We start from the raw sequence: 14,058 nt of genomic DNA, 5'->3' as shown, positions 1-14,058 counted from the left end.
ACGTGACGGATGTGTTGAGAATTGGTACCGGACGCGGATTCAGGACGCCGCAAGAGAGATCGCGTCGACCGTTCGTCGGTCGGAACCGAGCCCGAGCTCGGTAGCGTAGACCGCCGCCATGACACGATTCGGCACATCCAACTTGCGCAGGATTTTTTCGACGTGGGTCGTCACTGTGCGGGGCGAGAGGACCAACTCCTCACCAATCTCCGCGTTCGACATTCCACGACGCACCAGGCCGAGAATCTGCAACTCGCGGGCGGTCAGCCGAAACCGCGAGGTCGCGCGCAGATCGCTGGCGTACCGCGTGAATGCGGGTCGCATCCGCTCGAGGATGGTCTTGGCGGGCGTCGGAAACTGTTCTTTCTCGACATTGCCGTGACACATGCCGATGAGCGTGCCGTCGTCGTCGTGTAACAACATCAGCACACCGTTGGAGAAGCCATCGGGACGCAACACCGACATCGCAGTCGGTGACGTCCCGAAGCCGGGCACCTCGGTCCAGTCGAACACCTCGTCCACGTGCGAGAACTGTTTCTCGAACTCGGGAAGCCGATCGATGTCACCGGTCAGGAACCCGGCGACCCTCTGGTCGTATCCCCGCTGCTCGACGGTGACGTAGCGATCGGTCGTCTCGTCCCGGTACGCAAGCAGGAAACTGTCGCATCGACCCTCGTATCGGAGGTAGTCGATGGCTCCGTTCATCCGCCGGGTCGCTGCCGGCGACGCCATTTCGGCAACAATGGACGCGATGTCGTGATCGGGCATGGTGCGTCCTTCGGCTCGACGGGCAGTCGAACCGAGTAAACAGCAGAACGCTTTCGTCGTTGTTAACGCACAGTTTCGACTACCGTCAGAAGCCTAGTTTGCCCATCTGCTTCGGGTCGGTCTGCCAGTCCTTGGCAATTTTGACGTGCAGGTCGAGGTAGATCCTCGTGCCGAGGAGTTTTTCGATCTGCAGCCTCGACGCGGTGCCGACCTCTTTCAGTCTCGATCCGCCTTTGCCGATGATGATGGCTTTCTGGCTCGGGCGTTCGACGTAGAGGATCGCGTGGACGTCGAGCATGTTGTCGTGGCCCTCGCGAGGGGTGACCTCGTCGATCACCACGGCGAGCGAGTGCGGGAGTTCGTCGCGCACGCCTTCCAGTGCTGCTTCGCGGATGAGCTCGGCCATCAGGACGTCTTCGGGCTCGTCGGTCAGTTCGCCGTCCGGGTAGAAGGCAGGGCCCTCCGGCAGCTCCGACGCGAACAGGTCGACGAGCTTCTCCACCTGCTCACCCGACGCGGCGGAGACCGGAATGACGTGACTGTCCTCGCCGAGGAGCTTCGAGAGCGCCATCAACTGCTGTACGACGCGTTCCTTCTTGACTTTGTCGATCTTGGTGACGATGCCGATCAACGTGGTCCTGGGCGCGATGTGACGCACCTGTTCGAGGATCCACCGATCGCCGGGGCCGATCTTCTCGTCGGCCGGGATGCAGAGCCCGATGATGTCGACCTCGGAGTACGTTTCCTGGACCAGGTCGTTCAGGCGCTGCCCCAGAAGCGTTCTGGGCCGGTGGAGTCCGGGCGTGTCGACGAGGATCAGCTGCGCGTGCTCGCGGTGAACGATTCCGCGGATGGTGTGCCGCGTCGTCTGCGGCCGGGACGAGGTGATCGCGATCTTGGAGCCGACGAGCGCGTTGGTGAGCGTCGACTTGCCGGTGTTCGGCCGTCCGACGAAACAGATGAATCCTGATCGAAATTCGGTGCCTGCGTCGGTCATTCTTCGTCTCCCAGCTCTTCCCGCCGTGTGTGGCTGGGATCGTCGTCGTCTGCCGTGTCGTGCTCGTCGTCCTCTTCGGGAGCTGGCACTCGTTCCACCAGAACGGTCGTGATGCGTACTCGCCCACGTGGGTCCGCCCCACCTTCGCCGATCAGGATCAGGCCGTGTGTCTCGACGCGCGAACCGGGTAGCGGCACGCGGCCGAGCTCGTAGCCGAGCAGGCCACCGATGGTGTCCACGTCCTCGGACTCGATCTCGATGTCGAACAGTTCACCGACGTCCTCCAGTGTGACGCGGGCGGACACACGATAGGTGCCGTCGCCCAGGTCCTCGATGGGCGCGACCTCGGCGGAATCGTATTCGTCGGCGATCTCGCCGACGATCTCCTCCAGCACGTCCTCGATGGTCACCAGCCCTGCGATGCCACCGTATTCGTCGACCAGCAGGGCCATGTGGTTTCGATCGCGCTGCATCTCGGCCAGCAGGCTGTCCAGTGCCTTCGAATCCGGCACGAACACCGCAGGCCGCATCAGTTCGTCGACCTTGACGCCGCGGCCACCGTCGGTGGAGTAGTACGTCCGCTGGACGAGGTCCTTGAGATACACCACGCCCACGACGTCATCGACGTTCTCGCCGATGACCGGGATACGGGAGTGTCCGCTGCGGACTGCAAGGGATGTGGCTTGGCCTGCCGACTTGTCGGATTCGATCCACACCATCTCCGGGCGGGGCACCATGATCTCGCGCGCGGAGGTGTCCCCGAGTTCGAACACCGACTGGATCATCCGACGCTCGTCGTCGGCGACGACGCCGCGTTCGCGGGCCATGTCCACCAGCTCGCGAAGCTCGATCTCCGACGCGAACGGACCGTTGCGAAAACCCCGACCGGGTGTGATGGCATTTCCGATGAGGATGAGAAGCCGGCTGATCGGGCCGAGTATCCAGCCGAGAGCTCGAAGCGGAAACGCGGCGGACAATGCAATCGAGTACGCGTGCTGCCTACCGAGCGTTCGCGGGCCGACACCTACCGCCACATAGCTGACCAGCACCATGACGACGGCGGTGACCGTCAGAGCGAGTGTTTCCGAGAGCAGGTCCATCATGCCGCCGACGAGAAGTACGGTTGCCGCGATCTCGCACAGAATGCGCAGCAGAACCGTCAGGTTGACGTAGCGTGGCCGGTCCGCGACCACCTCGAGCAATCCGATTGCACCGGGCCGCTCGTCCTTGGCCATGTCCTCGATCCGTGCCCGCGACACGGTGTTGAGGGCCGAGTCGACGGCAGCGAAGACACCTGCGACGGGCACCAACACCACTGCGGAAACGATGAGTGCGGGTGCACTGCTCACAGGTTCTCGTCCCTGGAGAACCCGGTTTTGCCCAGTAGCCGTGCGTCGCGAGCCGCTTGGATCTCGGCTTCCTCGGTCCGCCGGAGATCCTCGTACCATTCTCCGAGGATGCGATTCTGGAGACCGAACATCTCCTTCTCCTCGTCGGGCTCGGCGTGGTCGTAGCCGAGCAGATGCAGCACACCGTGCACCGTGAGAAGAGCGAGTTCGTGTTCCAGCGGGTGCCCGGCTGCGGCTGCCTGATCGGCAGCGAACGACGGACACAACACGATGTCGCCGAGCATCGACGGCCCCGGCTCGGGGGCGTCGGGACGGCCTCCGGGCTCCAGTTCGTCCATGGGAAACGACATCACGTCCGTCGGACCCGGGAGATCCATCCACCGCATGTGCAGGTCGGCCATGGTCGCCGAGTCCACCAGCACCATCGACAGTTCGGCGGCAGGGTGCACGTCCATACTCGCGATCGCGAACCTCGCCACGCTCACCAGTTCCGGCTCGGAGACGTCCATCCCCGATTCGTTGGACACCTCGATACTCATCTACCGCTCATTCTCTGTCGATTCTCCGCTCGGGCAGCCATGAGTCTAACGGCGTGCGGCACGTGCCCCACCCGAGCGTCGCTGCGCACGGTTGCCGATCGAGTCGTTGCTCTCGCGCGAGGACTCGAAGCGCTCGTACGCGTCGACGATGTCGGACACCAGCCGATGCCGAACCACGTCACTGCTGGTCAGCTGCGCGAAGTGGATGTCGTCGACCTCGGTCAGGATTTCGCTCGCGGCGCGTAGACCCGATCGAGCTCCACCCGGCAGGTCGACCTGGGTGACGTCTCCGGTGACGACGATCTTGGATCCGAATCCCAACCGCGTCAGGAACATCTTCATCTGCTCGGCAGTGGTGTTCTGAGCCTCGTCGAGAATGATGAAAGCGTCGTTGAGGGTTCGGCCACGCATGTACGCGAGTGGCGCCACCTCGATGACGCCCGCCTGCATCAGCTTCGGGATGGCTTCGACGTCCATCATGTCGTGCAACGCGTCGTGCAGCGGACGCAGATACGGATCGATCTTCTCGTGCAACGTGCCGGGCAGGAATCCGAGACGCTCGCCGGCCTCCACTGCCGGCCTGGTCAGGATGATTCGACTGACCTGCTTGGCCTGCAGAGCCTGCACGGCCTTCGCCATGGCGAGGTAGGTCTTGCCGGTTCCCGCAGGCCCGATGCCGAACACGATGGTGTTCGCGTCGATGGCGTCGACGTACCGCTTCTGGTTGAGGGTCTTCGGCCGAATGGTCTTGCCTCGGCGCGAGAGGATGTCCAAGCTGAGGACCTCGGCCGGCGACTCGGAGACGCCCTCGGTGAGCATCGCCACCGTGCGCCGGACGGCGTCGGGAGTCAGAGGTTGGGCACGCTTGACGACGGCCGCCAGCTCGGAGATCACGCGTTCCGCCAGCGCGACGTCCGCGACCTTGCCGCTGAGCGTCACCGCGTTACCGCGCACATGGATATCCGCGCTCAGCATCTGCTCGAGTGTGCGTAGGTTCTCGTCCGACGGTCCCAGCAGCGGCGGAACCGCTTCTGGTGCCAATTCCATACTCGACCGAACCTGGCGTTCGGCAGGAAGATCGCTGTGTTCACTCACGTGGTGGCTATGGCCTGCTTTCGGTTGTCTGGTCTCGAACTCGGCTGTTGGAAGTTTAACGCTCCTGGATGTGAGCGCATTCCAATTACTCCGCCCGCAGCGTCACTCCACCACCGCGGCGAGAGAGTGCTTCCAGCATCGGCTACCGGGCTGGAGAAATGCGAAATGATCCTCGCCGTCGACGACGACCGAGGTCACGTGGTCTCCCGCCGCACGTGCCGCCTTTGCGTACTCTTCGCTCTGCGACACCGAGACCTGCACGTCCTCGGCCCCGTGGATGCAGTGCACGGGAATACCGGTCGGCACGCGATGGAGCGGCGATGCCGCACGGTAGGTCTGCGGCGCGTCGTCGTAGTCGACGTCGAAGAGTGCCCGAATCGGCTCGTAGGAGGCGCGGGACACCAGATCGAGTACACCCGCCTGCGACACCACCCGCGACGGCCGAATTGCGACGTCCCGCTCCCCGGCAAGCCAGACCGCGAGGTGGCCACCGGCCGAATGACCCAGCAGACGCACGTCGGCGAGATTCAGCGTGCGCGGTGAATTGTTCTGCACCACAGTGGCGACCGCGGCGACGGCCGACGCCACGTCGCTGCTGATCTCGGGCCAGAGCCCTCCGGCACCCACACGTCGGTACTCGATGTTCCAGGCGGCGTACCCGGCCCGCGCGCATTCGACGGCGTACTGCGTTCCCAGGTTGAGCGCGTACTGCCCACTCCAGAAGCCGCCGTGGATGACCACGACGACCGAAAGTGGTTCCGTCGCATCACCTTCGGGCAGATACAGATGCCCGAACTGCTGCGGGTGGTCACCGTAGGCGATGGTGGTTCGCTTCATTCCGGCGATCCGAAGTCGAGGGGCGCGTGCCTCCATCTGTCGGTGAGTGCCCCGATCGCACCCAGCGCAACCGCTGCCGCCGTCGACGTCCGTAACACCGTGGGCCCCAGCATGACCGGGGTCGCCCCGGCATCCGTCAGACGAGCGATCTCCTTGTCGTCGATGCCGCCCTCCGGCCCGACGATCAACAGGACCTCCGGGACGGTTCGGAACGGGAGCGAAGAGAACTCGGCGGTTGCCGCCTCGTGCAGCACCGCGACCACCCCGCCTCGTCCGACCACGTCGCGCGCCAGGGAGACCACGCCTGCGGTGTCCTGCACGTCGCTCACCGACGGCACGAACGGTCGCCTGGACTGCTTCGACGCCGCGGCTGCGACTCCTTGCCATCGCGCGACGCCCTTGGCTGCCTTCGGTCCGTCCCAGCGCGCAACGCAGCGCGCGGACTGCCACGGGTGAATCGAATCGATACCCGCTTCGGTGGCCAGTTCGACGGCCAACTCCGAGCGCTCTGCTTTGGGTAGCGCCTGGACCAGGCCGACGGTCGGAGTCGGCGGCGTCGCTGCGGATCGAGCGTTCACCGACAGCTCGAGACGGTTTTTCTCCGCAGCTGTCACGACGGTGTCGGCGAGGCCGCCTCTACCGTCGGACAGCAGTATCCGTTCGCCGACGCGGATGCGCCGGACCGTGGCGGCGTGGTGACCTTCCTTGCCGTCCAGCACGGCGACGCCACCGACCGCGGGCAGCGGATCGAGATAGAAGACGGTAGCCGCCATCGTCAGCGACCGCTGAACGCTTCCCGCAACCGGGAGAACAACCCGCCGCTGTGCTGAGATCCGGTGGTGACGACCTCGGCGGCGTCGCGGTCACGCAACCGCTTCAGGTCCTCGAGCACCTGAGTCTGCTTGCTGTCCAGGCGAGAGGGCACGACGACTTCCAAGTGCGCGTGGAGGTCGCCGCGGACGCCCGAGCGGAGCTTCGGCATTCCGTGTCCGCGCAGCACCGCGACCGACCCCGGCTGGGTGCCCTGGTCGACCGTGATCTCGGTCGGTCCGTCGATGATGGCGTCCACGGACACCGATGTTCCGAGTGTTGCGTCCACCATGGGGACGCGGATGGTGCAGTGCAGGTCGTCGCCGTCGCGAACGAACACCTCGTGCGGCTGCTCGACGATCTCGACGTACAGGTCACCGGCTGGGCCACCACCCGGTCCGACCTCGCCCTGTGACGCGAGGCGGATACGCATTCCGTTGCTGACGCCGACGGGCACCTTCACCGAGATCTCACGACGCGACCGCACCCTGCCGTCACCCGCGCACTTACGGCACGGGTCGGGAATGGTCTCGCCGGCTCCGCGGCACGTGGGGCACGGGCGCGACGTCATGACCTGGCCGAGGAACGAGCGCTGCACCGACTGGACCTCACCGGCACCGCCACACGTCTCGCAGCGCACCGGCTTGGAGTCCCCGTTGGTGCCGGAACCGGTACACACGTCGCAGAGAATCGCCGTGTCGACGGTGATGTGCTTGGTGACACCGGTGGCGCATTCGTCGAGCGTCAGCTTGGTGCGCAGCAAGGAGTCGGCACCGGGCTGAACACGGCCACGGGGACCACGCCCGCCGCCTTGGCCTCCACCGCCGAAGAACGCTTCGAAGACGTCGCCGAGACCTCCGCCGAAGCCCGCGCCGCCGAAGCCACCGCCTCCGCCGCCGCCCTGCTGCAACGGATCGCCGCCGAGATCGACGATGCGGCGCTTCTCCGGGTCGGACAGCACCTCGTACGCCGTCGAGATGTCCTTGAACCGAGCCTGGGCAGCCTCGTCCGGGTTCACGTCGGGGTGGAGCTCACGCGCCAACTTGCGGTAGGCGCGCTTGATCTCCTGGTCGGTGGCCTTCTGACCGACCCCGAGTGTTCCGTAATAGTCCCGTGCCACGTGAGTCTCTTTCTTCGAATCTGTTCTTGGTTGATCGAGCCGATGCAGTCGAGCTGGAGGTGCTCAGCGTTCTGCGAGCACTTCTCCGATGTATCTCGCAACGGCCGCAACCGATGCGATTGTTCCTGGATAGTCCATCCGCGTGGGCCCCAGCACACCCATGCCACCGAGCACCATGCCAGCCGAACCGTATCCAGTGGAAATCACCGAGGTGCCGCGCATCTCCTCGACCTGCGTTTCCTCGCCGATCCGGACGGTGACCGTGCGCGTGTCCTGCGTCACGGCTAAAAGCTTGAGCACGACGACCTGTTCCTCGAGCGCTTCGAGGACACCGCGTAAGGACCCGGGGAAGCCCGCGTCGCCCGCGAAGTCCGCCGCGTTGCGCGTCAGATTCGCGGTTCCCCCGAGAACCAACCGTTCCTCGGGATGTTCGACGAGCGATTCGATCAGAACAGTTGCCGACCTGATGATGGCGTCACGCAGGGATGCGGGCGAGTTCTCCGCGAGCTCGGCGACGGCAGCCGACGCCGCAGCCAGTCGCTTGCCTTCCATCGCGCCACCGAGCAGTCGCCGCAGTTGCGCCAGCTCGTCGTCGTCGATGACGTCGCCGAGTTCCACGATCCGCTGATCGACGCGGCCCGAGTCCGTGATGAGCACCATCAGCAACCGTGCCGGGGTCAGCGCGACGATCTCGAGATGACGAACCGAGGACACCGACAGGGTCGGGTACTGCACGACCGCCACCTGACGAGTCAGCTGGGCCAGCAGCCGCACACCGCGTCGCAACACGTCGTCGAGGTCGACGCCGTTCTCGAGAAACTCCAGAATTGCCCGGCGCTCGGCGGACGAGAGCGGTTTGACGTCCGCGATGCGGTCCACGAACTGCCGATACCCCTTGTCGGTGGGTACACGACCGGAACTGGTGTGCGGCTGCGCGATGTACCCCTCGGCCTCGAGCACCGCCATGTCGTTGCGGACGGTCGCGCTCGACACGCCCAGATTGTGACGCTCCACCAACGCCCGGGAGCCGACCGGTTCCTGAGTGGAGACGTAATCCGCGACGATTGCACGCAGAACTTCGAATCGCCTGTCCTCGGTGCTCGACACGTTCCCCCCTTCGGTTCGTTCGGTCACGCGGTTGTCAACAGTCTGAGTCTAGTAGCCGCGACGAACACGAGCCGTCCAAGGCCTTACTGTGGTGCGGTGACCTACTCGACTTCGACGACGTTCACCGCATGATCTTCAAGGGCGTACGCGACGGGAAGCCGTATCCGGAGCACGGTCTCTCTCTGCGGGACTGGTCCAAGATCCCGCCGAGGCAGCTGCGACTCGACGAGATCGTCACCACGACGAAGGTGCTCGAACTCGACAGACTCCTGTCCGAGGACTCCACGTTCTACGGCGACCTGTTCCCCCACGCCGTTCACTACCGGGGCGTGATCTACCTCGAGGACGGACTGCATCGTGCAGTGCGCGCTGCGCTCCGAAGCCGGACCGTGTTGCACGCCCGCGTGTTCGACTACGACGTCCTCGGCGCCTGACGGTCCACACCCGACCGGTCAGGCCGCAATCGCCCTGACGACGGCGTCGGCGAGCAGGCGCCCACGGTCGGTCAGCACATAGCGTCCGTCCCCGAACGTCATGAGGCCGTCGGCAACCACCTGCGCTGCTGCACTGCGTTCCGTCTCGCTCAGCACATCGGCGGGAAGGCCGGTTCTCAACCGGATCTTCAACATCAGCTCTTCGAGGTGGCGATCGTCCGCCGTCAACCGTTCGCTGCCCGCGATCGGCAGAGCACCGGACGCCAGATCGTCCGCGTAGCGGGCCGGGTGCTTGACGTTCCAGAAGCGCGTGCCGCCGATGTGACTGTGCGCGCCTGGTCCGGCGCCCCACCAATCGCCGCCGTCCCAGTACCCGATGTTGTGCTTGCACTCCGCATCGGCGCCGGTCGCCCAGTTGGACACCTCGTACCAGTGCAGGCCGGCAGCGTCCAGCACCGCATCGATCCGCTCGTACCGGCCCGCGAGAACGTCGTCGTCGGGCATCGGGAGCTCTCCGCGCCGGACCTTGCGAGCCATCGCGGTTCCGTCCTCGACGATCAGCGCGTAGGCGGACACATGGTCGACGCCTGCGTCGAGCACCGCGGACAACGACGCGTCGAGGTCCTCGTCCCTCTCCCCCGGCGTTCCGTAGATGAGGTCCAGATTCACATGCTCGAAGCCTGCCTCGCGCGCCTCCTTCGCAGCCGCCACCGCCCGGCCGGGCGTGTGAGTGCGATCGAGAACGGCCAGTACGTGCTGGGCGGCAGACTGCATGCCGAGCGAGACCCGGGTGAACCCAGCGGCACGAAGATGCTCGAAGAACTGCGGCGACGTCGATTCCGGATTCGATTCCGTGGTGACCTCGCCTCCCTCGGTCAGGCCGAAGCTCGAGCGAACGGCGGCCAGCACGTCGGAAAGACCGGCTCCCCCGAGAAGAGAAGGCGTGCCGCCACCGACGAACACGGTGTCGGCCGTCGGAACGTGCCCGGAACGCGCGTCCATCACGGCGGCCGCAGCGTCGAGCTCGCGCCGCAGGCCGTCCATCCAGGACTCCGGCGATGCGGAGGTCCCCAGCTCACCGGCGGTGTACGTGTTGAAATCGCAGTACCCGCAGCGCGTCGCACAGAACGGGACGTGGACGTAGATTCCGAACGGCCGCTGTCCGATTCCGTCGAACGCCTCGTCGGGCAGGTCGAGTGGGACGGGCGGGGCAGCGAGCAGGTTCACCGCTCCAGTGTCCCAGAAGTCGAGCGCACCGAATCACCTCGCGGGCTCGCAGCCTCGTGTCGGGGGCGCGCCGCGAGTTTCCGGCCCTCTGCCTGCCTATTTACCGAAAATCGTGGGTAAATAGCCCTGCTGCGGTCGGACCAGCAGGAATGACGTGGCACAATGGTCGGCGTGACTGACTCCGGGATCCCGCTCGTGGCGCGTCGCCACGTCGATCTCAAGCGTGTGTGCAGTTCTTCGTGTCCTTGTTGTCGAGTCTGTAGCTGAGCTCTGCGCCGGCCTGCTCGACCGAACACCCACACTCGAAGTCAGAACGATCCGTCCGGATGCGCGTGCACGCGGCGAGAACCAGCCCTCTCCCCGCGGCGGCCCGGAAGCCGATAGATCCAGGAGCACACCGATGTCGTCGACAACCGACGCGGCCACGTCCGCCGCTTCGTCCACGCCTGCGCGCGTCGCCCCCAGGGAGCGCACCGCCAGGCCGACCAAGCGCCGAGCCGAGGGCCAGTGGGCGCTCGGCTACCGCGAACCGCTCAACGCCAACGAGCAGTCCAAGAAGGACGACAACCCGCTGAACGTCCGCGCCCGCATCGAGAACATCTACTCGAAGCAGGGTTTCGACAGCATCGACAAGGGCGACCTGCGCGGTCGGTTCCGCTGGTGGGGTCTCTACACCCAGCGCGAGCAAGGCTACGACGGCACGTTCACCGGTGACGAGAACATCGACCTGCTCGAAGCCAAGTACTTCATGATGCGCATCCGCTGCGACGCGGGCGCACTGAACCTCGAACAGTTCCGCACCCTCGCCGGGATCTCCCAGGAATTCGCTCGCGACACCGCCGACCTGTCGGACCGCGAGAACGTCCAGTACCACTGGATCGAGGTCGAGAACGTCCCCGAGATCTGGCGTCGCATCGAGGCAGTCGGCCTGAAGACCACCGAGGCGTGCGGCGACTGCCCGCGTGTCGTCCTCGGATCTCCTCTCGCCGGCGAAGCCGTGGACGAGGTACTGGACCCGACGTCCGCCATCGACGAGATCGTCGAGCGCTACATCGGCAAGCCCGAGTACTCCAACCTCCCGCGCAAGTTCAAGACGGCCATCTCCGGCCTGCAGGACGTGGTGCACGAGATCAACGACTGCGCCTTCATCGGAGTCAACCACCCCGAGCACGGACCGGGACTGGACCTCTGGGTCGGCGGCGGACTGTCGACCAACCCCATGCTCGCCCAGCGCGTCGGCGTGTGGGTGCCGCTCGAGGACGTGCCGGACGTCTGGGAAGGCGTCGTCTCCATCTTCCGCGACTACGGATACCGCCGCCTGCGCACCAAAGCTCGCCTGAAGTTCCTGATCAAGGACTGGGGAATCGAGAAGTTCCGTCAGGTGCTCGAGGACGAATACCTGCACCGCAAGCTGATCGACGGCCCGGCGCCGGAAAAGCCTGCCCGCCCCCGCGACCACGTCGGCGTCCAGAAACTCAAGAACGGGCTCAACGCAGTCGGCGTCGCGCCGATCGCCGGCCGCATCTCCGGAACGATCATGGCCAAGGTCGCCGACGCAGCCGAGAAGGCCGGATCGGATCGTCTGCGGTTCACTCCCTACCAGAAGCTGATCGTCCTCGACGTCCCCGACGACAAGCTCGAGCAGCTCATCTCGGACCTCGACGCACTCGGACTGCCTGCCCGGCCGTCGCACTGGCGCAAGAACCTGATGGCCTGCAGTGGAATCGAGTTCTGCAAGCTGTCCTTCGCTGAAACTCGTAAGCGCTCACAGGTTCTCGTTCCGGACCTCGAGGCTCGCCTCGAGGACATCAATGCCCAGCTCGACGTACCGGTCACGATCAACATCAACGGCTGCCCCAACTCGTGCGCGCGCTCCCAGATCGCCGACATCGGATTCAAGGGAATGCTCGTCGACGACGGTGCCGGGAATCAGGTCGAGGGATTCCAGGTTCACCTAGGAGGCAGTCTCGGTCTGGACAGTGCGTTCGGCCGGAAGCTGCGCCAGCACAAGGTGAACAGCACCGAACTCGGTGACTACATCGAGCGAGTGGTGCGGAATTTCGTGAAGCACAGAGGCGAAGGCGAGCGGTTCGCTCAGTGGGCCGTGCGAGCAGACGAGGCGGATTTGCGATGACTACCAGACTGGACCTGTCGGTCGATCAGCTGAAATCGATCGCCGAGCGCGGCGCGAGGGAGTTGGACGGCGCCAATGCCGTCGAGCTGCTCGAGTGGACCGAACGAGAGTTCGGCAACGACTACATCGTGGCGTCCAACATGCAGGACGCCGTTCTCGTTCACCTCGCCGCGCAGGTACACCCGAACGTCGACGTCTTGTTCCTCGACACCGGCTACCACTTCGCGGAAACCATCGGCACTCGTGACGCCGTCGAGGCCGTGTACGGCGTCAACGTCATCAATGCGCGTGCCGAACAGACCGTGGCGCAGCAGGATTCGACAGAAGGCAAAGACCTGTTCGCACGCGAACCCAACCGATGCTGCGCACTGCGCAAGGTGGCTCCGCTACGCAAGGAACTCGCCAACTACAGCGCCTGGGTCACCGGTATCCGACGCGTGGAGGCACCTACCCGCGCCAACGCGCCCCTCGTCTCGTTCGACGATGCATTCGGCCTGGTGAAGATCAATCCGATCGCTGCGTGGTCCGACGACGACATGCAGCGCTACATCGACGAACACTCCATCCTCGTCAATCCACTCGTCGACGAGGGATATCCATCGATCGGGTGCGCGCCGTGCACCGTCAAACCTGCCCCCGGCGCCGATCCGCGTAGCGGTCGGTGGGCCGGCAAGGCCAAGACCGAATGTGGGTTGCACGCCTCATGACCGTGAACACAGCAACGGATCGCCCCCGTGTCGACAGCGCGCGCTTCGACACTCTCGACGCACTCGAGTCCGAGGCAATCCACATCTTCCGCGAGGTCGCAGGGGAATTCGAACGCCCGGTGATTCTGTTCTCCGGCGGTAAGGACTCCACGGTCCTGCTGCACCTGGCGATCAAGGCCTTCTGGCCGGCGCCGCTGCCGTTCGCGCTTCTCCACGTGGACACCGGTCACAATCTGCAGGAGGTGCTGGACTTCCGCGACTACGTCGTCGCGAAGTACAACCTGCGCCTGCACGTCGCGAAGGTCGAGGACTACCTCGCCGACGGCCGCCTCACCGAGCGTCCCGACGGCATTCGCAACCCCTTGCAGACCGTTCCCCTGCTCGACGCCATCTCCGAGAACCGCTTCGACGCGGTCTTCGGCGGCGCACGTCGCGACGAAGAGCGCGCTCGCGCGAAGGAACGGATCTTCTCGCTGCGCAACGCATTCGGCCAGTGGGACCCGAAGAAGCAGCGCCCCGAGTTGTGGAACCTCTACAACGGCAAACACTCCCCCGGTGAGCAAGTGCGCGTCTTCCCCCTCAGCAACTTCACCGAACTCGACATCTGGCGCTACATAGCGCGGGACAACGTCGAACTGGCGAGCATCTACTACGCCCATCAGCGCCCGGTCTACCAGCGCGACGGCATGTGGATGACCCCGGGCGTGTGGGGCGGTCCGACGGAAGCCGAAGAGCTGCAGACACTGTCAGTGCGCTACCGCACCGTGGGCGACGGATCCACCACCGGCGCCGTCCTGTCCGACGCCGCGGACAACGAGGCCATCCTCGCGGAGGTGGCCGCGTCCCGCCTCACCGAACGTGGCGCCACCCGAGGCGACGACCGCGTCTCCGAGGCAGCCATGGAAGACCGCAAGCGCGAAGGATACTTCTGAGC

Annotated in this window: 14 protein-coding genes; 4 read left to right on the top strand and 10 right to left on the bottom strand. The window is 65.3% G+C overall.

Annotated elements, in window-relative coordinates:
* Positions 1-39: 39 nt before the first annotated feature.
* The 9 genes from CH292_RS18960 to hrcA form a co-directional block, all read right to left on the bottom strand.
* Positions 40-768: a response regulator transcription factor gene (locus CH292_RS18960; RefSeq protein WP_094655440.1), complete on the bottom strand. Its 729-nt coding sequence runs from the start codon at positions 766-768 to the stop codon at positions 40-42.
* 85 nt (positions 769-853) lie between these two features.
* Entirely contained in the window at positions 854-1,765 is a 912-nt protein-coding gene (era, locus tag CH292_RS18955; RefSeq protein WP_020111631.1) for a GTPase Era, read from the bottom strand.
* Positions 1,762-3,114, bottom strand: coding sequence for a hemolysin family protein (locus CH292_RS18950; RefSeq protein WP_019667489.1), 1,353 nt, complete (start codon positions 3,112-3,114; stop codon positions 1,762-1,764). The genes era and CH292_RS18950 overlap by 4 nt, the downstream gene beginning before the upstream one ends.
* Positions 3,111-3,653 carry an rRNA maturation RNase YbeY gene (gene ybeY / locus CH292_RS18945; RefSeq protein ID WP_094655439.1) on the bottom strand — a complete coding sequence of 181 codons (543 nt, stop codon included), beginning with the start codon at positions 3,651-3,653 and terminating at the stop codon, positions 3,111-3,113. Before ybeY ends, CH292_RS18950 begins: the two co-directional genes overlap by 4 nt.
* 45 nt (positions 3,654-3,698) lie before the next feature.
* The gene (locus tag CH292_RS18940; RefSeq protein WP_230594157.1) at positions 3,699-4,700 is read right to left on the bottom strand and encodes a PhoH family protein; all 1,002 of its coding nucleotides are present in this window, start codon (positions 4,698-4,700) and stop codon (positions 3,699-3,701) included.
* A gap of 150 nt (positions 4,701-4,850) precedes the next feature.
* Entirely contained in the window at positions 4,851-5,585 is a 735-nt protein-coding gene (locus CH292_RS18935) for a S9 family peptidase (RefSeq protein WP_094655438.1), read from the bottom strand.
* Positions 5,582-6,358 carry a 16S rRNA (uracil(1498)-N(3))-methyltransferase gene (locus tag CH292_RS18930; RefSeq protein ID WP_019667493.1) on the bottom strand — a complete coding sequence of 259 codons (777 nt, stop codon included), beginning with the start codon at positions 6,356-6,358 and terminating at the stop codon, positions 5,582-5,584. Before CH292_RS18930 ends, CH292_RS18935 begins: the two co-directional genes overlap by 4 nt.
* 2 nt (positions 6,359-6,360) lie before the next feature.
* Positions 6,361-7,515, bottom strand: a complete 1,155-nt coding sequence (dnaJ, locus tag CH292_RS18925) for a molecular chaperone DnaJ (protein WP_094655437.1) — start codon at positions 7,513-7,515, stop codon at positions 6,361-6,363.
* 63 nt (positions 7,516-7,578) lie between these two features.
* Positions 7,579-8,622: a heat-inducible transcriptional repressor HrcA gene (hrcA, locus tag CH292_RS18920; RefSeq protein ID WP_026348199.1), complete on the bottom strand. Its 1,044-nt coding sequence runs from the start codon at positions 8,620-8,622 to the stop codon at positions 7,579-7,581.
* A 128-nt stretch (positions 8,623-8,750) separates the two neighbouring features.
* Here hrcA and CH292_RS18915 point away from each other — a divergent pair, with 128 nt between their 5' ends.
* Positions 8,751-9,056, top strand: coding sequence for a type II toxin-antitoxin system VapB family antitoxin (locus tag CH292_RS18915; RefSeq protein WP_094655436.1), 306 nt, complete (start codon positions 8,751-8,753; stop codon positions 9,054-9,056).
* 18 nt (positions 9,057-9,074) lie between these two features.
* Here the strand turns inward: CH292_RS18915 and hemW are convergent, their stop codons facing one another.
* Positions 9,075-10,283, bottom strand: a complete 1,209-nt coding sequence (gene hemW, locus CH292_RS18910) for a radical SAM family heme chaperone HemW (protein ID WP_094655435.1) — start codon at positions 10,281-10,283, stop codon at positions 9,075-9,077.
* 400 nt (positions 10,284-10,683) lie between these two features.
* Here hemW and CH292_RS18905 point away from each other — a divergent pair, with 400 nt between their 5' ends.
* Genes CH292_RS18905 through cysD form a run of 3 tightly spaced genes read left to right on the top strand, consistent with a single transcriptional unit; the run spans position 10,684 to position 14,056 of the window.
* Positions 10,684-12,417, top strand: coding sequence for a nitrite/sulfite reductase (locus CH292_RS18905; RefSeq protein WP_020111635.1), 1,734 nt, complete (start codon positions 10,684-10,686; stop codon positions 12,415-12,417).
* Positions 12,414-13,124 (top strand): phosphoadenylyl-sulfate reductase, encoded by a 711-nt coding sequence (locus tag CH292_RS18900; protein ID WP_019667499.1) that lies wholly within the window; start codon positions 12,414-12,416, stop codon positions 13,122-13,124. The genes CH292_RS18905 and CH292_RS18900 overlap by 4 nt, the downstream gene beginning before the upstream one ends.
* A complete protein-coding gene (cysD, locus tag CH292_RS18895) occupies positions 13,121-14,056 on the top strand; it encodes a sulfate adenylyltransferase subunit CysD (protein WP_019667500.1) in 936 nt (311 codons plus the stop codon). The genes CH292_RS18900 and cysD overlap by 4 nt, the downstream gene beginning before the upstream one ends.
* Positions 14,057-14,058 lie beyond the last annotated feature (2 nt).

Origin of the sequence: Rhodococcus sp. 14-2470-1a (assembly GCF_002259425.1) — a bacterium.
Classification (GTDB): domain Bacteria; phylum Actinomycetota; class Actinomycetes; order Mycobacteriales; family Mycobacteriaceae; genus Rhodococcoides; species Rhodococcoides fascians_E.
This window is presented reverse-complemented; position numbering and strand designations above follow the sequence as displayed.

Bases quoted from the DNA above. Each gene is read 5' to 3' on its own strand.
- CH292_RS18960 (WP_094655440.1), bottom strand. From the start codon at position 768: ATGCCCGATCACGACATCGCGTCCATTGTTGCCGAAATGGCGTCGCCG.
- era (WP_020111631.1), bottom strand. From the start codon at position 1,765: ATGACCGACGCAGGCACCGAATTTCGATCAGGATTCATCTGTTTCGTC.
- ybeY (WP_094655439.1), bottom strand. From the start codon at position 3,653: ATGAGTATCGAGGTGTCCAACGAATCGGGGATGGACGTCTCCGAGCCG.
- CH292_RS18940 (WP_230594157.1), bottom strand. From the start codon at position 4,700: ATGGAATTGGCACCAGAAGCGGTTCCGCCGCTGCTGGGACCGTCGGAC.
- CH292_RS18935 (WP_094655438.1), bottom strand. From the start codon at position 5,585: ATGAAGCGAACCACCATCGCCTACGGTGACCACCCGCAGCAGTTCGGG.
- CH292_RS18930 (WP_019667493.1), bottom strand. From the start codon at position 6,358: ATGGCGGCTACCGTCTTCTATCTCGATCCGCTGCCCGCGGTCGGTGGC.
- CH292_RS18915 (WP_094655436.1), top strand. From the start codon at position 8,751: ATGATCTTCAAGGGCGTACGCGACGGGAAGCCGTATCCGGAGCACGGT.
- CH292_RS18905 (WP_020111635.1), top strand. From the start codon at position 10,684: ATGTCGTCGACAACCGACGCGGCCACGTCCGCCGCTTCGTCCACGCCT.
- CH292_RS18900 (WP_019667499.1), top strand. From the start codon at position 12,414: ATGACTACCAGACTGGACCTGTCGGTCGATCAGCTGAAATCGATCGCC.
- cysD (WP_019667500.1), top strand. From the start codon at position 13,121: ATGACCGTGAACACAGCAACGGATCGCCCCCGTGTCGACAGCGCGCGC.